General features: G+C 71.6%; 18 protein-coding genes. 16 read left to right on the top strand and 2 right to left on the bottom strand.

Translation table 11 applies throughout. The features are described from left to right. Window positions 1-337 precede the first annotated feature (337 nt). From AB0B50_RS42850 to AB0B50_RS42780, 15 genes are all read left to right on the top strand, one after another. On the top strand, window positions 338-1,378 hold the full coding sequence (locus AB0B50_RS42850; protein ID WP_362342924.1) for a ketoacyl-ACP synthase III family protein: 1,041 nt from the start codon (window positions 338-340) through the stop codon (window positions 1,376-1,378). After that, a complete protein-coding gene (locus AB0B50_RS42845; RefSeq protein WP_362342964.1) occupies window positions 1,378-1,650 on the top strand; it encodes an acyl carrier protein in 273 nt (90 codons plus the stop codon). Before AB0B50_RS42850 ends, AB0B50_RS42845 begins: the two co-directional genes overlap by 1 nt. Continuing rightward, complete coding sequence (locus tag AB0B50_RS42840; RefSeq protein ID WP_362342922.1) at window positions 1,647-2,885, top strand: phosphopantetheine-binding protein; 1,239 nt, start codon at window positions 1,647-1,649, stop codon at window positions 2,883-2,885. The genes AB0B50_RS42845 and AB0B50_RS42840 overlap by 4 nt, the downstream gene beginning before the upstream one ends. Window positions 2,886-2,920: 35 nt before the next feature. Then, on the top strand, window positions 2,921-3,181 hold the full coding sequence (locus tag AB0B50_RS42835; RefSeq protein ID WP_362342919.1) for an acyl carrier protein: 261 nt from the start codon (window positions 2,921-2,923) through the stop codon (window positions 3,179-3,181). Further along, window positions 3,181-4,377, top strand: coding sequence for an acyl-CoA dehydrogenase family protein (locus tag AB0B50_RS42830; protein WP_362342916.1), 1,197 nt, complete (start codon window positions 3,181-3,183; stop codon window positions 4,375-4,377). Before AB0B50_RS42835 ends, AB0B50_RS42830 begins: the two co-directional genes overlap by 1 nt. Window position 4,378: 1 nt before the next feature. After that, window positions 4,379-5,455 (top strand): acyl-CoA dehydrogenase family protein, encoded by a 1,077-nt coding sequence (locus AB0B50_RS42825; protein WP_362342961.1) that lies wholly within the window; start codon window positions 4,379-4,381, stop codon window positions 5,453-5,455. Then, entirely contained in the window at window positions 5,452-6,102 is a 651-nt protein-coding gene (locus AB0B50_RS42820; RefSeq protein ID WP_362342914.1) for a 4'-phosphopantetheinyl transferase superfamily protein, read from the top strand. The genes AB0B50_RS42825 and AB0B50_RS42820 overlap by 4 nt, the downstream gene beginning before the upstream one ends. Beyond that, entirely contained in the window at window positions 6,099-7,079 is a 981-nt protein-coding gene (locus AB0B50_RS42815) for a hypothetical protein (protein ID WP_362342911.1), read from the top strand. The genes AB0B50_RS42820 and AB0B50_RS42815 overlap by 4 nt, the downstream gene beginning before the upstream one ends. Continuing rightward, window positions 7,069-8,628 carry an amino acid adenylation domain-containing protein gene (locus AB0B50_RS42810; RefSeq protein WP_362342908.1) on the top strand — a complete coding sequence of 520 codons (1,560 nt, stop codon included), beginning with the start codon at window positions 7,069-7,071 and terminating at the stop codon, window positions 8,626-8,628. Before AB0B50_RS42815 ends, AB0B50_RS42810 begins: the two co-directional genes overlap by 11 nt. Further along, window positions 8,625-9,149, top strand: a complete 525-nt coding sequence (locus AB0B50_RS42805) for a flavin reductase family protein (protein ID WP_362342906.1) — start codon at window positions 8,625-8,627, stop codon at window positions 9,147-9,149. Before AB0B50_RS42810 ends, AB0B50_RS42805 begins: the two co-directional genes overlap by 4 nt. Window positions 9,150-9,337: 188 nt before the next feature. Continuing rightward, a complete protein-coding gene (locus tag AB0B50_RS42800) occupies window positions 9,338-10,855 on the top strand; it encodes an AMP-binding protein (RefSeq protein WP_362342958.1) in 1,518 nt (505 codons plus the stop codon). After that, entirely contained in the window at window positions 10,852-12,123 is a 1,272-nt protein-coding gene (locus AB0B50_RS42795; protein ID WP_362342903.1) for a type III PLP-dependent enzyme, read from the top strand. Before AB0B50_RS42800 ends, AB0B50_RS42795 begins: the two co-directional genes overlap by 4 nt. A 112-nt stretch (window positions 12,124-12,235) precedes the next feature. Then, window positions 12,236-12,730, top strand: a complete 495-nt coding sequence (locus AB0B50_RS42790; RefSeq protein ID WP_362342901.1) for a cobalamin-dependent protein — start codon at window positions 12,236-12,238, stop codon at window positions 12,728-12,730. Further along, window positions 12,727-14,010: a methylaspartate mutase gene (locus AB0B50_RS42785; protein ID WP_362342898.1), complete on the top strand. Its 1,284-nt coding sequence runs from the start codon at window positions 12,727-12,729 to the stop codon at window positions 14,008-14,010. The genes AB0B50_RS42790 and AB0B50_RS42785 overlap by 4 nt, the downstream gene beginning before the upstream one ends. Window positions 14,011-14,112: 102 nt before the next feature. Continuing rightward, window positions 14,113-15,564: an amidase gene (locus AB0B50_RS42780; protein ID WP_362342896.1), complete on the top strand. Its 1,452-nt coding sequence runs from the start codon at window positions 14,113-14,115 to the stop codon at window positions 15,562-15,564. A gap of 173 nt (window positions 15,565-15,737) precedes the next feature. On the opposite strand, the gene AB0B50_RS42775 is transcribed toward AB0B50_RS42780, so the two are convergent. Continuing rightward, window positions 15,738-16,895 (bottom strand): magnesium and cobalt transport protein CorA, encoded by a 1,158-nt coding sequence (locus AB0B50_RS42775; protein ID WP_362342893.1) that lies wholly within the window; start codon window positions 16,893-16,895, stop codon window positions 15,738-15,740. A 209-nt stretch (window positions 16,896-17,104) separates the two neighbouring features. Here AB0B50_RS42775 and AB0B50_RS42770 point away from each other — a divergent pair, with 209 nt between their 5' ends. Continuing rightward, entirely contained in the window at window positions 17,105-18,388 is a 1,284-nt protein-coding gene (locus AB0B50_RS42770; RefSeq protein ID WP_362342890.1) for a winged helix DNA-binding domain-containing protein, read from the top strand. Window positions 18,389-18,498: 110 nt separating this feature from the next. Here the strand turns inward: AB0B50_RS42770 and AB0B50_RS42765 are convergent, their stop codons facing one another. Next, entirely contained in the window at window positions 18,499-19,329 is an 831-nt protein-coding gene (locus AB0B50_RS42765) for a helix-turn-helix transcriptional regulator (protein WP_362342955.1), read from the bottom strand. Window positions 19,330-19,338: the final 9 nt, after the last annotated feature.

Below are 19,338 nucleotides of genomic sequence, written 5' to 3'. Positions count from 1 at the left end.
GTGCCGTGCCGTTGGGTGTGGAATTCGGGGTGTGGGCGCCCTTGTCGTCGATGTGCTGGTCACGGTCTGTGGTCGGTTTTGGCGCATGGCTGCCGCGGCCGTCGGCCGGGCCTTCGTGCCGCTTCCGTCAGGCCTTGACACGAAGGTCTGAAAGATATTTAGCTGGGCGATAGTCGCCGACGTATTCGGGCACGGGGGAACATTTTCTGGAGACGGGGCAGGGGTTTCACAACGGGGTCTTATCCAGACCTTCCGTATGCGTAAAATCCTTTCGTAGTGCCGCGCCGAAGTTCATTTCTCTCTTTCTTCCAAGCGACCGTACCGAAAGGATTCCGGAATGCGGGTTGAGGATGTCTACATCGACTCGATCGGGACGTACCTGCCCACATGGGTGGCCACCGAGGATGCTCCGGGCATCGGGGAGTACCAGCTCGGTGAGTTCACCGCCGCCGGCCTCGTCGGGACCTATGTAGCCGGTGATGAACCCGCCGTTGACATGGCCGTTCGCGCGGCGCGCAACGCCATCGAGAGGTCCGCGGCCGACGTCGCCGCGATCGACGCGCACGTTCACGGCAGCGTCTATTACCAGGTTCCCGAAGGGGCCTACGCGCCCGGTTACATCCTTCGCGAACTGGGTGCGGGAAACATCCCCTCCTTCGATGTCCACCAGGGCTGCAACGGGCTCCTCGGCGCCCTTGAGGTGGGAATCGGGCAGCTGACCGGTGCCGCCCGCCGGAAGAATGTGCTGCTGACCACGGCGTCGAACTTCACCACCCCGCTCTTCAACCGGTGGAACGACTTCGGCACCTCCTCCATCTACTCCGACGGTGCCGCGGCAGCGGTGGCCAACAGCACCGGCGGATTCGTCAAGGTGCGTTCCCTGAACTCCGGCACCCTGCATGAGATCGAGAAGTGGCACCGCGGCGAGGAATCACTTCTCCCGCCGCGCGGGGAAGCCGCCAAGCATTTCAACATGGGTGAGCGGTCGCAGTATTTCGTCGACAACGTCATGGATTTCGCGCAGCTTTTCCAGACCTTCTTCAAGTTCGACCTCGACGTCATCAACGAATCCCTTTCCGACGCCGATGTGACCGCCGCCGAAATATCCAAGGTCATCACCATCAACGTCGACACCCGAATGGTCGACCAGGCACTTCTGCGGCCCCTTGGAATTCCGGCCGAGCGGCTGTGCGCGGAGTACGGGAAGAAGGTCGGCCACTCCGGGGGCGCGGACATCTTCCTCACCTTGGACCACCTGGCCAGGACCGGGGAGCTGCAGCCCGGCGACAACATCCTCATGACGTCCCAGGGCCCCGGCTGGATCTGCTCCGCCGCCGTGCTCACGGTCGTGGACCTGCCCTCCTGGAGCGAGGCGTGATGCGGGCGGATCGCCAGGCCGTCGCCGAGACGGTCAAGAGCATCGTCATCGCCGAAGCCCGCGCCGACCTCGAACCGGGCCAACTGCCCGACGACGAGCCGCTCGACGGCGAGTTGCTGAAGGTCAGCTCCATGGGGCTGCTCGGCATCCTGACGCGGATGGAGGACGAGTTCGGCGCCGCACTGCCGGACGACCTCTTCACCGGCCGCAGTCTGAAGACGGTTCAGGACCTCATCGCCCTGGTGAACGAGCTCCCGGAGGGGGCCGAATGACCGAGCGCGCCCCTCTCGGCACGTCCGGCCATCCCGGTGCCCCCGTCGTCCCCGATGTCGTCGAGGTGCCCGAACCCGCCGTCCACGCGGAGCTGTTGGACTGCCTGCAGGCCAACCTCGCCCTGCTCGCCGACCGGTACCACGGCGCCGGCACCCACCTCAGGCTGGGCGCCAGGCTGCGCTTCGCACCCCGTCCGGGGGAGGGCGCACTGCCCAGCACCGAGCCCACCCTCGCCGACCATCTCGCGGACGCCGAGGACCTGTTGGGCCTGGTGGCCACCGACCACCGGCAGCGCGTGCCCGGGGCGGAACTCGCGGCCGTGACCGAGCCCGTGTACGTGGTCGCCGACGCCTACCACCTGCCCTGGGTGCCGTACCACGGCACCAAGCACGTCGAGCACAGCTTCCTCGTCGGGCCCGACGGCGACGGCCCCGACGGCGACGGGCTCGCGATCGAGGACGCGTACCACAACGACACCCAGTGGGGCCGGGCCCGCCCCCAACGGCTGCGCTACGGACGTGCCGAGCTGGCGGCCCTCGTGGACTCCCTGCCCGAGGGCGCGGAAGTGGTGTGGCTGAACCCCAAGCCGCCGGGCCCCGCGCCCGAACCGGTGGCGCTCGGCGCCGAGCCCGCCGACGACTACGCGCGCCGGTGCGAGGACTACGTACGACGCTTCACCGAACACCCGGACCGCGTCGAGGCGTTGGACCGCTTCACCCTGGAGACCTGGCTGCTCGCCCGTGCCCGTCGGCTGCACGCGCGGTACCGCTTCGACGGCACGGAGCTCCCGCCGTCGGTCGCCGAGCACCTGGCCCGGTGGGACAGCGTCGTGGAGCACGCCTACCTGGCCTACCGACGGGTCGCCCGCGGCCGCGCCGAACCGCCCGAGCTGCTCGCCAGGGCCGCGGACGCGCTCCGCGCCGACACCGAGCTCTTCGCCGCCGCCCCGAGCCCGGCGCCCTCCGCGGGGCCCGGCGACGGCGACGACGCGCAGGCGCTCCACGCCGCCGTGCGCGCCGTCGTCGCCTCCGTCCTCGGCACGGCGCCGGAACTCCTTCCCGACGACGACCTCACCGCACTGCCGGCGTTCACCTCGCTGCGCATGGTCGAGATCGTCGAGCAGCTGGAGACCTCGTACGAGGTGGAGTTCGCCCCCTCCGACCTGGTGCCCGAAAAGCTGCACCGCCTCGCCGACCTCACCGAACTGGTGCGTCGCGCACAGCGCGACGCATAGCCGAATCCTCCCTCGCGAAAGGCGCCGGACCTCCCGTGGACCCGCGATTCATCGAACTGCTCACCCCGTTCCTCCCGTATCTCCATGACCGACCCCTCACGGACGAGACCCCGCTGCGTACCTACGGCCTGGACTCCATGCAGGCCATCGAGCTGATGTTCGCGGTGGAGGACACCTTCGGCGTCCAGCTGCCGGACGAGCTGCTCACGGAGGAGACCTTCAGCACCGCGGGCAAGCTGTGGAGCGCGGTCCACGCCGCGACGGGGGAACAGTCCGGCTCGGCGGTGGACGCCTGATGACCGGCGTCGTGGCGGCTCCGCAGGGCGTGCGTCCCGAGCTGGCCGCGGCCGTCGAACAGGTCCGGGCCCTGGCGGAGAAGCACGCGGACGCCACGGACGAGGCGGCCGAGTTCCCGGTCGCCGTCCTGGACGAACTGCGCGCCACCGGACTGCTCGGGCTCATGGTGCCCACGGAGCACGGCGGGCTCGGCGGCAGCCTGGACGACATGCTCGACGTCAGCATGGCTCTCGGCCGGGCCGACATGTCGGTGGCGATGATCTTCTCGATGCACTGCCAGCAGGTGGCGGGCATCGTCGACCACGCCGACGACCGGCTGGCCGGTGAGCTCCTTCCGCAGATCGCCGCGGGACGTGCCTACCTCGCGTCGGTGACCACCGAAGCCGGGAAGGGCGGCCACCTGCTGACGGCGGAGGCCGAACTCACCGCGGAGCCGGGCTGGCTGGACATCGACCGGTTCGCACCGATCGTGACCGGCGGGCTGCACGCCGACGGCTTCCTCGTCACCATGCGCAGCCCCGATTCCCGGTCGCCCAACGAGGTCTCCCTGGTGTACGCGCACCGGGACCAGCTCGACATCAAGCCGTCGGGGGAGTGGAACCCGCTCGGCATGCGGGCCAGCCACAGCACCGCGCTCCACCTCACCGGCCGGGTGCCGGAGCATCAAGTGATCGGCGAACACGGCCAGTTCCGCCACATCGTCCTTGACACCTTCGGCCCCCTGGCGCACCTGGGCTGGTCGGCGAGTTGGCTGGGCACCGCGAGCGGCGCCCTGTCCCGGGTGCTGCGGATGCTGCGCAGCCCCGCCGGGCGCAAGAGCGCCAACCTCGACTCCGAGCTGCTCCTCACCCGGCTGTCCCGGGCCCGCCAGCGCCTGGACACCGTGCACGCCCTGATGCGGCACACCGCCGCCACGTACCTCCAGGTACGGGCGGACGGGGACGACCTGTCCCGCCCCCGCTACCAGCTCCAGATCAACGCGCTGAAGATCACCGCGTCCGAGGAGTGCCACCGGGCCGTCGAGGACCTGATCGACGCGGTCGGGCTGCGCCACGGCTACCTCAAGAGCGGCCCGACAGGCCTGGAGCGGTCCCTGCGCGACCTGCGGTCGGCGGCCTTGAACTACAACAACGACCGGCTCCACCAAGCGGGTGGCAAGCTCGCCCTGCTCGACCCGGAGGTCCGCCTTGTCTGACGTGCTCGTCGGGCTGCCGGCCGAGGCAGGAGCCAGGGAGGCCCTCGCCGCCCTGGCCGAGGCGGGCCTGCTCACCGAGCTCTACGGAGAGCAGCCGACCGGCCGCCTCGACCCGCTGACGCTGCGTCGGCTGCTCGCCGCGGCCGACGCACGCGGCCCTCAGGGGCTGGTCCTTGCGCTCCTCGTGCAGTTGGCCACGGCCGTGCCGCTGCTCGCCGAGAACGCCACCACCCCACTCGCGGAGCGGACCCTCACCGAGGCGGTGGACGGCACGACGCTGCTGGCGCTCGCCGCCACCGATGAGGCAGCGGGTTCGGACCTCGCAGGACTCTCCACCACCGTCGAACTCGGCGACGGCAGCGGCGACCTGGTCGTGGACGGAACCAAGCGCTGGGTGACCTCCGCGCTGTCCGCCGACTACGCCCTGGTGCTGGCCCGCCATCGCCCTGGTCGGCACTTCACCTCCTTCACCTGGGTACTGGTGCCGCTTGCCGCGCCCGGCGTCACCGTCGAACCGGCCGACACCGCGATGTTCCAGGGCTCCGGAGTCGGCCATCTCCGCCTCTCGCAAGTCACCCTCTCCCGCGACCACCTGCTGGGTCGCCCCGGCCGAGCTCTGGCCATGTTCGCCCGGCACATCTCCGTCGAGCGCCTCGCCTCGGCCGCGTGGGCCATCGCGCTGTGCCGCAGAGTGCTCGCCGACACCGAACGACGGCTGCGCGCCAGGCTGGTGGACGAGGTGCCGCTGAGCCGCTCGGCGAGCGTGCGGCAACGCCTTGCCGAATGCGCCGTCCACATCAGCGCTCTCCACGCGCTCTGGACGACCTCGTGCGACGCGATCGCCACGGACCGCGACGCCACCGCCGCCGCGGTGCTCAAGGCCGCGTCGGGCGCCACCGTCGAACGGGTCCTCGCCACCTGCGCCCAGCTCCAGGGCGCGGACGGCTTCGGCCGCGGGGGAGTACAGGAACTCCGCGCGGAGGCGGCCGTGTTCGGCATCGGCGGCGGCACCACCGAGACCGTTCTGGACACGGTCGCCGACCGGCTCGACGCCGTACTGAACGGTCTTGCGCCATGACCCGTACGCCCCCGGAACCCCTCCAGGCAGCCCCCGGCATCCACGTCGCCACACAGACCGGCGACCCCGAACCCGGGCTGCTCACCGCCCATGACCGCGCCGGCGCCGCGCGGCTGCCCGCGTGGCGGGCCCGCCACCGTCTGCTCGGCCGGAGCGCGCTGCGCCGCGTGCTGGCCGCGCGGTTCCCCGAGGCCGCCGCCGCGGACGTGGTCCACGGACACCACGGCAGGCCCGAGCTGGCCGGCTGGCCCCGGATCGGCATCAGCGTCTCCCACGACCAGGACACCGGCGCTGCCTGCGCCGCGTGGGGCCACGCGGTCGGCGTCGACGTCCAGTACCCGCCCGACCGTCTCTCCGACTCCCTGCTGCGCCGCTGCCTGGGTGAGCACGCCGCGGTGCTCGACCCGATGGCGCGACGCTCGCGCGCCACCGAGTTCGCCTGGGTGTGGACCGTTCAGGAGTCCTGCGTCAAGGCCGCGGGCACCGGCCTTTCCGGCCGCCCCTGGGCCATCGGGGTGCGTCCCTTCACCCGGCGCGGTACCTGGGATGGCTACCGCTGGGTCAGTCTTCGCGAGCAGTCCCCCGTACCACTGAGCTGCGCGTTCGCCGAACTGCCCGCAGCACCTACCCCTCAGGAGGCCCCGTGAGCGAGCCCATGGAGCTGAGCTGTTACACCGCGAACCTGGTGGCCTACCTCGAGGCGGGGAACCCGGACATCGCCCGGGACCTCGCGGCCGCGGTCCGGCTGTCGGTCCGCACCGACCCGCCGGAGGGCGGTCTGGCCTTCTCGCACCACACCCGCGTGGACAGGGACGGCTCCGGCCGTGCCCTGGCGTACCGAGGCGCCCCCGACTGGAGCGAGGCGCGGGCCGCGCTGACGGCCGAACTCGACCGGCACGGCCGGGTCCTGCTCGTCGGCAACACCCGCTTCCTTCCCTGGTCCCCCGCGTACGAGCGGAGCGAGACCCCGCACTGGCTGCTGGTCCAGCGCGACGCGGACGACATGTGGTCGGTCCGCGACGACTTCGAGGCACTGACCCCGCACGGCGAACAGGCCCCCTATTCAGGGCAGTTCGACGACGAAGGGCTGCGCCGCCTGGCCACGCCACCGGAGGGGATGACCCCCGAGGCCGCCAACCGTGACCGCTACGCACTGGGCCTGCCCGTCGACCTGCCGTCGCCCACCGGCTACCGCTGGCTGGTCGTCACCGACCCGGAAACAGAGGCGGAAACAGAGGCGGAAACAGGCGCGGCCACCGACGCCGCCGCGGACGCCGAACAGGGCGCCTGGGTGCACGGCACGGCCCCCGCGCTGCGCTGCGTCGCCGAGCGCCTGTGCGCGGACGACGGCGCGCTGGCCCGGCACGCGGACGACGTATGGACGGCCTCCCGGCATCAGCGGCACCGCCTGGCGCTGCTTCCCGCCGCCGGGGACAAGGAAGCGGCGGCGGCGGCCGAGGCAGCCGCCGCGTGGGGCGAGCTGCCGCGTGCCGTGCGCTTCGCCATCGCCTCCGCCGAGCGCGGCCGGCCCCGACGGGCCCTGGTCGAGAAGGCGTTCACCGCGGTACTGGACGCGGTCGAGCGCCTGGAGGACACGAAAGGCGGCACCACCCATGACGGCTGACGGCACCCCCCGCCACCTGTACGAGTGGTTCGCCGGGACGGCGCGGCGCCATCCCGACGCGGTCGCCCTCGAGGTGGCGGGCGAGGCCCACACGTACGCGGAGCTGGACGCCCTCGCCGGGCGGCTCGCGGCGGCACTGCTCGACGTCGGCTCCACCCGCCCGGCCCGTGTGGGCCTGCTGGCCGCCCGTACCCTCACCGCGTACGCGGGCTACCTCGCCGCCCAGCGGATCGGCGCCACGGTGGTGCCCCTCAACCCGGCCTTCCCGGCCGCGCGCAACGCCGCCGTCACCGCCGCGGCGGGGCTCGACCTGGTCCTTGCCGACTCCGACCGCGCCGATGCCGAACTGCCCGCGCCGGTGTGCGCGTTCGACGCGGCCGACCCGGCGTTCGCGACCGGAGGGGCCGATGCGCCCCCGCCGGCCGATCCGGGCCCGGAGGACGTCGCGTACATCCTCTTCACCTCCGGATCGACCGGTACCCCCAAGGGCGTGCCGATCCAGCACCGCAACGTCAGCGCCTATCTGGACCATGTGATTCCGCGGTACGAGCTGGGCGTCGGATCCCGGCTGTCGCAGACCTTCGACCTCACCTTCGACCTGTCGGTCTTCGACCTGTTCGCGGCCTGGGGCTCGGGCGCCACCCTCGTCGTCCCCGAGGCGAGCGATGTGCTGGCACCGGTCCGGTACGTCAACCGCGCCCGGCTCACCCACTGGTTCTCCGTGCCGTCGGTGATCTCCTTCGCGATGCGGCTGCGCGGACTTGCTCCCGACTCCATGCCGACGCTGCGCTGGAGCCTGTTCTGCGGAGAGCCGCTGACCGCCGCCCAGGCCGCGGCCTGGACCGCGGCCGCCTCGGGCAGCGTGCTGGAGAACCTGTACGGGCCCACCGAACTCACCCTCAGCTGCACCCAGTTCCGGCTGCCCGGCGGCACCGAGATCCGGGAGGAAGCGGGGGAGACCGTGCCGATCGGCGACCTCTACCCCGGCCTTGAGCAGCTGGTGGTGGACGAGGACGGCCGACCCGCGGCGGAGGGAGAGCTGTGCGTCCGCGGCGTCCAGCGGTTCCCCGGCTATCTGGCGCCGCAGGACAACGTGGGCCGCTTTCTGCGCTACGAAGGTGAACGGGCCACCGTGGTCCAGGAATCGGCGCCACCGGACGAGCGGCTGTGGTACCGCACCGGGGACCGCGTCCGTGTCCGCGATCGCGGCCTGGTCCATCTGGGCCGCCTTGACCAGCAGGTCAAGGTGCGCGGCTACCGCGTCGAACTCGGTGAGATCGAGGCGATGCTGCGGGCCCAGCCCGGGGTGCGCGACGCCGTCGTGGTGGCGATCCCCAAGCCCCGGGGCGACAGCGCTCTCGCCGCTGCCTGCACGGGAGATGACTCCGACCCCGAGCGGCTGCTCGCGGCGGTGCGCGCCGCCCTGCCCTCGTACATGGTCCCGGACACGCTCACCCCGTTCGACCGCTTCCCGCTCAACGCCAACGGCAAGATCGACCGCCGGGCCCTCGAGCGGGCTCTCGCACCGGCGAACGGAGTCGCGCGGTGAGCGGGGACGGCGCCGCGGTCCACCCCGGCCCGGCCCTCCACGAGCCGGTCTCCCGCGAGGACTTCAAGGAAGCCATGACGCGGTTCGCCACCTGCGTGACGGTGGTGACCGCCACCGCTTCGGGCGCCCCCGTCGGCTGCACGGTGACGGCCGTGTTCTCCCTGACGGACCAGCCGCCCACCATGGCGGTGTCCCTGCGCACCGAAAGCAGGACGCTGCGCGACATCCGTGCCGCCGGAACCTTCGCGGTCAACGTTCTGCCGTGGCACCGGCGGCAGTTGGCGCAGCGGTTCGCCACGGCCGACCCCGGCCTGCGGTTCGACGGCGTCGGTCATGTGATGCGGGACGGCGCTCCCGTGCTCACCGACGCCGTGGCCGCGGTGGTGTGCCGCACCGCCCAAGAGGTGCCGCTGCTGGATCACACCCTGCTGGTGGGCACGGTGCTGAGCGCCGAGACCGCGGCCGACGGGCAGCCGTTCGTGCTCTACCAGCGGGACGCCCACCCGCTCGGAGCGCCCTGACGTGGACCCTCTGACGAAGACCCCCTGACGCACCCGTCCCCGCCCCGACACCCGTCCCCGTCCCCGTCTCCGCCCCCCGACTTCCCTTCCCGACACCCTCACAGTGAGAGAGCACGTTGGACAGCCACTCCGATTCGATCCGCCACGACGCCACCGGGGACGCCGGGACGGCCCCCGAGGCGGGGCTCATCCACGCCCTGCTGGACGAGGCCGCGGCGGAAGTGCCCGACGCCTCCGCGATCCGGGACGCCAACGGTGCGTGGAGCTACCGGCGGTTGGCCGCCTTCAGCCACGCCTTCGCCGACTGGCTGCGGGCCCACGGCGTCGGCCGGGGCGACCGCGTACTGGTGCAGCTCCCGAGCAGTCGTGAACTGGTCGCCATGTTCTACGGCACGTCCCGCAGCGGCGCGGTCTTCGTGTCGCTCAACCCGGTCATGAAGCCGTTCCACCTGAGGTCGGTCGCGGAGAACGCCGAACCCGCGCTGATCATCGGGGACGCACGGACGGCAGGGCCGCTGCGCGAGCTGGGAGCCGCGCCGGTGCACGAGCTCGCCGACGTGCTGGCCGATGTCACCCGGCGCTGTGCGGACCTCGAGCGTACGGAGGGACAGGAGCCGGCTGCCACGCCGCGTCCGGCAGCCGCGCCCGCGCACCCCGACGACGTGGCGGCCCTGATCTACACCTCCGGTTCCACGGCCGCCCCCAAGGCCGTGGTCAGCCCGCACCGCCAAGTGGTCTTCGCCACCCGGGCCCTGACCCGGGCCCTGGGCTACCGGCGCGACGACGTCGTCTTCTGCCGCTTCCCCCTGTCCTGGGACTACGGCCTCTACAAGGTCCTGATGACCTGCGTGGCCCGCTGCGAGGTGGTACTGGCCGACGGGGAGTCCGACTTCGTCCTCCTCAAGCGGATGCGCGAGACCGGGGCGACCGTCGTGCCGATCGTCCCCTCCCTGGCCACGATCATCACGCAACTGGCCCGCCGCGACCGCGAAGAGCCGCCCCCGGTACGGATGTTCACCAACACCGGCGCCGCACTGCCGCAGAGCACCATCGACGCGCTGCGCAAACACTTCCCCGGAGCGCGGGTGGTGCGCCAGTACGGCCAGACCGAGGCCAAGCGCATCACCGTGATGCCCCCGGAGCAGGACACGGAGCGCCCCACCGCGGTGGGCCTGCCGTTGCCCGGCACCCGCGTGCTGATCCTCGACCCCGAGGGTGCGGCCGTCCCCACCGGCCAGACCGGTGAGATCGTCGCCGAGGGCCCGCATGTGATGAGCGGCTACTGGCGCAACCCCGAGGTCAGTGAGCGCACCTTCCGCACCGACCCGGCCACCGGCGCCCCGCGGCTGCACACGGGCGACTACGGAAGCCTGGACGAGGACGGTTACCTGTACTTCGAGGGCCGCCGCGACGACATGTTCAAGCGCAAGGGCCTGCGGATGTCCACGCTGGAGATCGAGAGCGCGGCCATGGACATCCCCGGAGTCCGGGCCGCCGCCGCGCTCGCGCCCACCGACCGGCACGACCTCGCGCTCTTCGTCGAGGCCGACCTCGACGTCCCCACCATCACCGACGAGCTGATAGCGCGCCTGGAACCGGCGAAGATCCCGGCCGTCGTCCGGGTGCTGTCCGAGTTCCCCTTCACCCTGCACGGGAAGAACGCGCGCCAGGAGCTGGCCGCCCTGCTGGACGGAGAGAACCAGTGAGCGCCCGAACCTCCCTTGAGGAGCTGGGCCGACGCTACGGCACCCCGTGCTACGTCTACGACCTGGACCGGGTCGAGGCGGCACGCCGGGACCTGGCCGCCCAACTGCCCGAAGGCACCGAGATCTTCTACGCCTTCAAGGCCAACCCCCATGTGGATCTCGTACGAGCCCTGCGCACCGGACCCGGTCCGGCCTGCAAGGCCGAGATCAGCTCCACCGGTGAACTGGCGGCGGCCCTCGAGGCCGGGTACCCCCCGTCGGACATCCTCTACACCGGCCCCGGCAAGACGCCCGGTGAACTGAACGAGGCGATAGCCGCCGGGGTGCGGATGTTCTCCGCCGAATCCCTCACGGACCTGGAACACATCGGCGAGGCCGCCACCGCGCACGGGACGGTGGCCGACTGCCTGCTGCGCATCAACAGCGCGACGGCGAGCGCCAGTACCGGTATCCGGATGACCGGCAAGCCCACCCAGTTCGGCATCGACAGCGAGACGCTGGCTTCGATCGCGGACAAGGTGCGCGCGGTCCCCGGCACCTCCGTCGTCGGCCTGCATCTGTTCTCGCAGAGCAACGCCAAGGACGAAGCGGCGCTGATCGGGGAGTTCCAGCACACGCTGGAGGTGGCCGTCCAGGCACAGCACGACCTCGGTGTCCCGCTGCGTCTGCTGGACATCGGCGGTGGGTTCGCCGTGCCGTACGGGCAGCGCGGGGAGCGGGCCGCCTACCCCCGGCTGCGCGCCGAGCTCGAAGCCGCTCTCGACGCACACTTCCCGCAATGGCGGCAGGGCGCGCCTCGGGTGGCCGTGGAGTCCGGCCGTTATCTCGTCGGCGACAGCGGCACCTTGCTCGCCACGGTCAGCAACGTCAAGGTCAGCCGGGGGCGGAAGTTCGTCATCCTCGACGCGGGCATCAACACCTTCGGCGGGATGTCGGGCCTCGGCCGGATCCTTCCGGTCTCCGTGACGGTCGAGGGCCGGACCGCGGACGGGGAGACGGACGGGGAGGCGGAGACGGAGAAGGCCAGCCTGGCCGGTCCGCTGTGCACTCCGGGTGACCTCCTGGCCCGGGAGGTCGAGGTGCCCGCCCTCGCCCCGGGCGACGTGGTGGCCGTGCCCAACACCGGCGCCTACGGCCCGACCGCCAGCCTCCTGATGTTCCTGGGCAGGCCCGCGCCCACGGAGGTCGTCGTCCGCGGCGACGAGGTGGTATCCGTCTCCCGCATCGAACACGTGCGGACCTATGGACGCGTGGGGCGGGATGAGTGAGGCACCCGTTCCCAGGGGTGAGGCACCCGTTCCCAGGGGTGAGGCACCCGTTCCCAGGGGTGGGACACCTGTTCCCAAGGTCGGGGCGCCGGACCGGCGCGACTTCACCGTCGTGGTCACCTCGATGGCCTCCGACGCCCACACCTGGAACCTGGTCTTCCTGCAGCTTCTGATCGAGGAGCTCGGGTACCACGTGGTGAACCTCGGCCCGTGTGTCCCCGACGAGTTGCTGCTCGCGGAGGTCCAGGCCATCGACCCGGCGGTGGTCGTCATCAGCAGCGTCAACGGCCACGGCCACCAGGACGGGATGCGGGTGATCCGGCAGCTGCGCGACCTGCGGGCGCTCTCCGCCACGCCCGTCGTGATCGGCGGAAAGCTGGGCGTCACCGACGACGTGGCGGGCACGCGCGCCCGCGAACTGATGGCCGCCGGGTTCGACGCGGTCTTCGAGGACAGCGGGGACCCGGTGGCCGCCCTGCGGAACTTCATCGGCGCACTGCCCGGAGCGGCACCCGCCGTCGTGGGGCAGCCGCCGGCCGGCTCGGAACAGCAGGTGCGGGCCGCGGAGCAGACACCGGCGATCTCAGGGCAGGCACGAGGCGTATGACCGCTGATTTCGGTGAGTTCGTGCGGGCACGGGGCGGCAGCGGCCGGCTGGTGGTCCAGCCGCGTATGGGGTTCAGCGGCCCCCGGGCGATGCGGGAGGGGCTGCTGGCGACCAAGCGGGCCGACGCCGCCACCGTCGGCACCATCACCTTGGACGCCCATACGCGCGTCGGCCATCTCGAGGCGGTACGGACCGCGCTGCGCGAGGGCATCGACCTCAACGGCTACCCGATCGTCAGCCATGAACCGGAGACCACCGCCTGGGTGCTCGGCGACGCCTGGGGCCCTGACTTCCCGGTCCAAGTCCGGCACGGCTCGGCCGCGCCGCTGGACATCTTCCGGGCCCTGGCCACGCTGCGGCTCGGCGCCAGCGAGGGCGGGCCGGTCTCGTACTGCCTGCCCTACGGACGCACCCCGCTCGCCGAGTCCGTCACCAACTGGCAGGACAGCGTCCGGCTCTTCGCCCAACTGCGGGACAGCGGGATCGAACCGCACCTGGAGACGTTCGGCGGCTGCATGCTCGGGCAGCTCTGCCCGCCCAGCCAGCTGGTCGCCATCAGCGTGCTGGAGGCGCTGTTCTTCGTCCAGCACGGCGTGCGCAGCGTCTCGGTCAGCTACGCGCAGCAGACCCACGCCGAACAGGACAGGGAAGCGGTCGCCGCGCTGCGTCGGCTCTGCGCCGAACTGCTGCCCACCGAGGACTGGCACGTCGTGGTCTACGCCTACATGGGGCTGTACCCGCAGACAGCCGAAGGGGCGTACCGGCTGCTAGGCCTTGCGGCGGAGCTGGCGGTGGCCAGCGGCGCCGAGCGGCTCATCGTCAAGACGGAGGCCGAATCGCGTCGTATCCCGACCATCGAGGAGAACGTGCGCGCCCTGGAGCACGCGGGCCAGGCCGCTCGGCGCGCCTCGCCCCGCCCCCCGGACACTGTCGCCGACAGCCAGACGTACCAGGAGGCGGCGGCCCTGGTCGAGGCGGTGCTGAACCTCGACGGGGACATCGGGAAGGCCCTGTTGCAGGCCTTCCGGTCCGGCTACCTCGACATCCCCTACTGCCTGCACCCCGACAACCACGGAGAGACCCGCAGCTACATCGACTCCAGCGGCCGACTGCGCTGGGACCGCACAGGCTCCCTGCCCATCGAACACCTGGTACGGAGCGAGGGCCCTCGACGGGTGACCTCCACCGGGCTGCTGGCCGACCTGTCGTACGTGAGACGCCGCTTCGACACCGCCCCGCTGGACCACGAAGCGCCCGCAGAGCTCTCGCCCTCGAACTGAGCATCTCGAGACGGATGTTGAGATGCCCCCCGTTGTGCGAAGTGGAATGTTGTGCGAAGTGGAATTTCGTGCCCTCTTCCACAGGCCCATACGGTCGGATTCATGGAGTGGAATTTTCCGACAGCCGAACAACTCGCGGCTGCCTTGCGTGCCGGTGAAGTGACCTCGGCGGAACTGACCGACGAGGCGATTGCCCGTATCGAGCGCGACGACAAGGCGATCAACGCGATCTGTGTGCCGGACTTCGACCGTGCACGGGCCGCCGCGCGCGATGCCGACCAGGCGCGCGCCCGCGGCGAGGACCGGCCCCTGCTGGGCATTCCGGTGACGGTCAAAGAGTCGTACGACATCGCCGGCCTGCCCACGACCTGGGGCATACCGCAACACCGGGACTACATGCCGCCCGAGGACGCGGTACAGGTGTCACGGCTCAAGGCCGCGGGCGCGGTGGTCCTCGGCAAGACCAATGTGCCCTTGGGGCTGCAGGACATCCAGAGCTTCAACGAGATCTACGGCACCACCAACAACCCGTGGGACCACCGTCGTACGTCGGGCGGATCCTCCGGCGGCTCGGCGGCGGCCCTGGCGTCCGGATTCGGCGCGCTGTCCATCGGCTCCGACATCGCCGGTTCGTTGCGCACCCCCGCGCATTTCTGCGGCATTTACGCGCACAAGCCGACACTCGGCCTTGCGGCGAGCCGCGGCATGGTCCCGCCGCCCGGTCCGGCCCTGCCGGTCGAGCAGGACCTCGCCGTCGTCGGCCCGATGGCGCGCACCGCTCGCGACCTCACGCTCCTGCTCGACGTCATGGCCGGACCGGATCCGCTGACGCTCGGTGCGGCATACCACCTGACGCTGCCGCCCGCACGCCACGAACGGCTCCGCGACTTCCGGGTCCTGGTCCTCGACGAGCATCCGATCATTCCGACCGGGTCCGCCGTGCGGTCGGGCGTGGGCCGGGTGGCCGACGCGCTTGTCGACGGCGGCGCCCGCGTCGAACGGCACAGTCCGCTGCTGCCCGATCTGACCGAAGCCGCGATGCTCTACAGGCAGTTGCTGTTCTCGGGCTCCGTCGCACGTTTTCCTGTCGAAGCGTACGAGCAGCTGCGGACCCGCGCCGCCGCACTGAGCGCAGACGACCAGAGCCTCGATGCGGCGATGCTGCGCGGCATGGTGTGCAGCCACAGCGACTGGATCGAGGCGAACAGCCGCCGCGAGCTCCACCGCCACGGCTGGCGCCGGTTCTTCGCCGAGTTCGACGCCGTGGTGTGCCCCATCACGCCCACGCCCGCGTTCCCGCACGACCACCACCCCGACCCGAGAGAACGCCTGATCGCCATCGACGGCGTCGAGTACCCGTACTTCGACCAGCTCGTCTGGGCCGGTCTGGCCACCATGCCCGGCCTGCCCGCCACCGCCGTACCGGCGGGCCGGTCGCCCGAGGGTCTGCCGGTGGGAGTACAGCTCATCGGCCCGATGTTCGAGGACCGCACCCCGCTGCGGCTGGCCGAACTGCTCGAGCGGAAGATCGGCGGCTTCCGGGCGCCGAAGTAGGGCGTACGGCTGGTGGTGAGGGGCGAGGGGCGAGCGGGCCGTCGACGCTCTGATCAGTGTGGTTCCCGAGGACGTCCCCGACGACCTCGCCCGATCACGAACAAGTGGCTGTACCACTCTCCGGGCCGGACGGCGAACAGGCGGGACTTGCGATCAAGTCCTGCGGCTCCCCGCTACAGCCAATCCCGCCGCTTGAACATGAAGTACAGGCTCACGCACACCACCGCCATCAGCAGAATCGCGAACGGATACCCGGCCGCCCACTTCAGCTCGGGCATCGTCTCGAAGTTCATGCCGTAGATGGTTCCCACCAGTGTGGGTGCGAACAGAATCGCCGCCCACGAAGAGATCTTCTTGATCTCCTCGTTCTGTTCGAAGCCCGCCTCCGCCAGCGCCCGCATCTCCGCGTTCTGCTGCTGGGTGACCAGCGTCGCGTTGACCGTGAGGATGTCGGCCAGGGCCTGGCGGAAGCCGTCGACGCGTTCGCTGGTGTGCGTGACGTGGTCGGCCACGTCGCGCAGGTAGCGCTGGAGTTCCTCGTCCGTGCCGTACTTCGCGAAGCCTGCCATCAGGGCGTGCAGCATGCCGACCAGGGGGCGGGTGGCGCGTTGGAACTCGACCATTTCGCGGGAGAGTTCGTAGATGCGGCGTGAGGCCTCGGGGTCGCCGCGGAAGACCTCGGTCTCGATCTCGTCGATGTCGTTCTGGACGCCGGAGACGACCGGGGCGTAGCCGTCGACCACCGCGTCGAGGATCGCGTAGAGCACTGCCTCGGGGCCGAGCTTGAGGAGGTCGGGGGTCTCCTCCATGCGGCGGCGTACGCCGGACAGGTCGGGGGCCGCGCCGTGCCGGACCGTGATGACGAAGTCGGGGCCCACGAAGACGTGCAGCTCGCCGAAGTCGACCTCCTCGGGCGCGTCCAGGTACCGGGCGGCGCGCAGGACGACGAAGAGCGTCTCGCCGTAGCGCTCCAGCTTCGGGCGCTGGTGGGCCTCCATCGCGTCCTCGACCGCCAGCTCGTGCAGGTCGAACTCGGCGGCCAGGGACAGGAGTTCCTGCTCGGTCGGGCGGGCAAGGCCGATCCACGCCATGCCGTCCGGCTGCTCGCGCAGCTCGCGGTAGGTGTCCGCGAGGGAGGCCGGAGTCGCCACGCGGACGCCGTCGCGGTACAGCGCGGCCTGGACGACGCTGTCCGCGTCGTCGCGCGCGGTGGCCTTCGCCGGTCCCGCGGGGCGTGCGTCCGTGGACGGCGGTGCCGCCGGGGGCTGCGTCGTGCGCCGCCACGCGTGCTTTCTCGCGGTCGGTGCGGGACGGGCTCGGCGGTCAGCCATGCCGGCACCTCCATGTCGAACGTTTGTCTAGGTGGCCACGGAGCAGGATATACGTCCCAAAAGGCGCGAGCGTGGCCATGGCGCGACGCGGGCGTGGCCGGTCGTGAGTCGTGAGTCGTGAGTCGTGAGTGTGGGTGGTGCGTGGGAGTGAGTACGTGCTCATGCGTTGCGGACCGTATGTGTCCGCAAGCCTCGCTAGCGTGCCCGGCATGACCAAGACGAACAAGGGCACGGCGGGTGCCGGTGGCTCGGGTGCCGCCGGTGGCGTCGGCACCTCCGGTGCCAGTCCTGTGCTGAGCGCGCGTTCCCTCAACCGCGCCACCCTCGACCGGCAGCTCCTCCTGCGCCGCTCCCGGGACCGCGACCTCTCCGTCGCCGACGCCGTCGCCCATCTCGTCGGACTCCAGGCCCAGAACGTCAAGCCGCCCTACTACGCCCTCGCCGCGCGCCTGGACGGCTTCGACCCGGCCGAGCTCTCCGCGCTCCTGGAGTCGCGCGAACTGGTTCGCATGGTCACCCTGCGGTCCACCATCCATCTGCACACCGCCGCCGACGCCCGTACGCTGCGGCCCCTCGCGCAGGTCGCCCTCGACCGTGAACTGAGCGTGTTCCGCAAGGGGCTGGTCGGCGTCGACCTTGAGGAGCTCGCGGGGATCGCCCGTGCGGCCGTCGAGGCGGAGCCCCGTACGTTGAAGCAGCTCCGCGAGGTGCTGCTCGTCCGGTGGCCCGACGCCGACCCACAGTCCCTCGCCATCGCCGCGCGGTGCGCGCTGCCGCTCGTCCAGGTCACGCCTCGGGGGCTGTGGCGGCGCAGCGGGCAGGTGGCTCTGACGACGGTGGAGAAGTGGATCGGGGAGGGGCGGGGGAGCGATACCGGTGCCGGGTCCGCCGTCCTTGGAGCCGTGCCTGGAGTCGTGCCCGAAGCCGCGCCCGAAGCTGCGCCCGGAGTCGTGCCCGGAGCCCTGCCCGCCCTCGACGCCCTCGCCCTCCGCTACCTCGCCGCCTTCGGCCCCGCCTCCGTCAAGGACATGCAGACCTGGGCCCGCCTCACCCGGCTGAGGGAGGTCTTCGAGCGGCTCAGGCCCCGACTGCGTACGTTCCGAGACGAGAGCGGCGTCGAGCTCTTCGACCTGCCCGACGCGCCCCGCCCCGACGCGGACACCCCGGCCCCGCCCCGCTTCCTGCCCGAGTACGACAACCTCCTCCTGTCCCACGCCGACCGCGCCCGCGTCGTCCCCGCCGAGTACAAGGGCCGGACGTGGAAGGGGAACTTCGCTTACTGCGTCTTCCTCCTCGACGGGTTCCTCGCCGGGCTGTGGCGGCTGGAGGAGGACGCGAAGAGCGGGGCGGCCGTGCTCACCATCGAACCGTTCGGGCGGCCCACGCGGGCCCAGCGCGATGAACTGACCCGCGAGGCCGAGCACATGCTTGCGCGGATCGCCGAGACGTCGTCCTCGTACGACATTCGCTTCGGGGTCGTCGTGGACGCGTGATGCGTGCTTCGGTACCCGTGACCCGTGACCCGTGACCCGTGACCCGTGACCCGTGACCCGTGACCCGTGACCCGTGACCCGTGACCCGTGACCCGGTTTCCGTGCTCCCCTTACGGCAACAATCCCGCCCGCCGGGCCGCCACCACCGCCTCCAACCGCGTATGCGCCCCCAACTTCCGCATGGCCGACCGCAGATACCCCTTCACCGTCTCCGGGCGCAGCCCCAACCGCTCGGCCGCCGCCGCGTTCGTCACACCCGTGGCGACGCAGGCCAGGACGTCCACCTCGCGCGGCGCGAGCGCGACGGCGCGCGCATGCTCGGGCTCAGGCACCGTGACCGTCGCCGCGGACTCCAACCGGCCGCACACGGCTAGGAGTTCGGCCCGCAGAGCGGGGTCGGTCACACGCGGGGCGAGGGCCCGCAGCGCGCCGTGCGCCTCGCGGACCTCCTCCCACGCCCCCGGGTTCGCCACCGGCTCCCGGGCCGCCGCGAGCAGCGACCGCACTTCATCGCGTACGAGAAGGGCCTGCTCCACGTCGCGCGCCGCGGCCACGGCGGCCGACAGGGCCCGGTCGCCGAGCGGTTGGGCCGCGCGCAGCGCGCCGTACAGCACGCCGCGCACCCGGCGGCGCACCACGACCGGCACCGCGAGCACCGACCGCAGGCCCTCGGCGGCGACCGCGGCGTCGTACTCATGGCTGATGTGACGCGAGACGTGGTAGTCGGTGACGGCGCACGGCCGTGACAGGGCGACGGCCTTGCCGCCGAGGCCGTTGCCGGAGGAGATGGTGAGGCCGTTCAGGGCGCGCGTCGCCGTGCCGCTCAGTTCGCCGATCCGCACCCTGCGCGGGCCTTCGAGCGCGCCGCCGCCCTCCAGGAGCCCACCGAAGGCCACCGGAAGCCCCGTGCAGCGGCGCAGCCGCAGCAGAGCGGCTCGCATCTCCACCGT

This window comes from Streptomyces sp. NPDC041068 (genome assembly GCF_040647455.1).
Classification (GTDB): Bacteria; Actinomycetota; Actinomycetes; order Streptomycetales; family Streptomycetaceae; genus Streptomyces.
The sequence above is the reverse complement of the archived record's forward strand: the minus strand, read 5'-3'. Positions and strand labels throughout refer to the sequence as shown.

What these genes read in the sequence shown, in the direction of transcription:
- AB0B50_RS42850 (WP_362342924.1), top strand. Translation starts at nt 338, where the DNA reads ATGCGGGTTGAGGATGTCTACATCGACTCGATCGGGACGTACCTGCCC.
- AB0B50_RS42845 (WP_362342964.1), top strand. Translation starts at nt 1,378, where the DNA reads ATGCGGGCGGATCGCCAGGCCGTCGCCGAGACGGTCAAGAGCATCGTC.
- AB0B50_RS42840 (WP_362342922.1), top strand. Translation starts at nt 1,647, where the DNA reads ATGACCGAGCGCGCCCCTCTCGGCACGTCCGGCCATCCCGGTGCCCCC.
- AB0B50_RS42830 (WP_362342916.1), top strand. Translation starts at nt 3,181, where the DNA reads ATGACCGGCGTCGTGGCGGCTCCGCAGGGCGTGCGTCCCGAGCTGGCC.
- AB0B50_RS42820 (WP_362342914.1), top strand. Translation starts at nt 5,452, where the DNA reads ATGACCCGTACGCCCCCGGAACCCCTCCAGGCAGCCCCCGGCATCCAC.
- AB0B50_RS42810 (WP_362342908.1), top strand. Translation starts at nt 7,069, where the DNA reads ATGACGGCTGACGGCACCCCCCGCCACCTGTACGAGTGGTTCGCCGGG.
- AB0B50_RS42785 (WP_362342898.1), top strand. Translation starts at nt 12,727, where the DNA reads ATGACCGCTGATTTCGGTGAGTTCGTGCGGGCACGGGGCGGCAGCGGC.
- AB0B50_RS42780 (WP_362342896.1), top strand. Translation starts at nt 14,113, where the DNA reads ATGGAGTGGAATTTTCCGACAGCCGAACAACTCGCGGCTGCCTTGCGT.
- AB0B50_RS42775 (WP_362342893.1), bottom strand. Translation starts at nt 16,895, where the DNA reads ATGGCTGACCGCCGAGCCCGTCCCGCACCGACCGCGAGAAAGCACGCG.
- AB0B50_RS42770 (WP_362342890.1), top strand. Translation starts at nt 17,105, where the DNA reads ATGACCAAGACGAACAAGGGCACGGCGGGTGCCGGTGGCTCGGGTGCC.
- AB0B50_RS42765 (WP_362342955.1), bottom strand. Translation starts at nt 19,329, where the DNA reads ATGCGAGCCGCTCTGCTGCGGCTGCGCCGCTGCACGGGGCTTCCGGTG.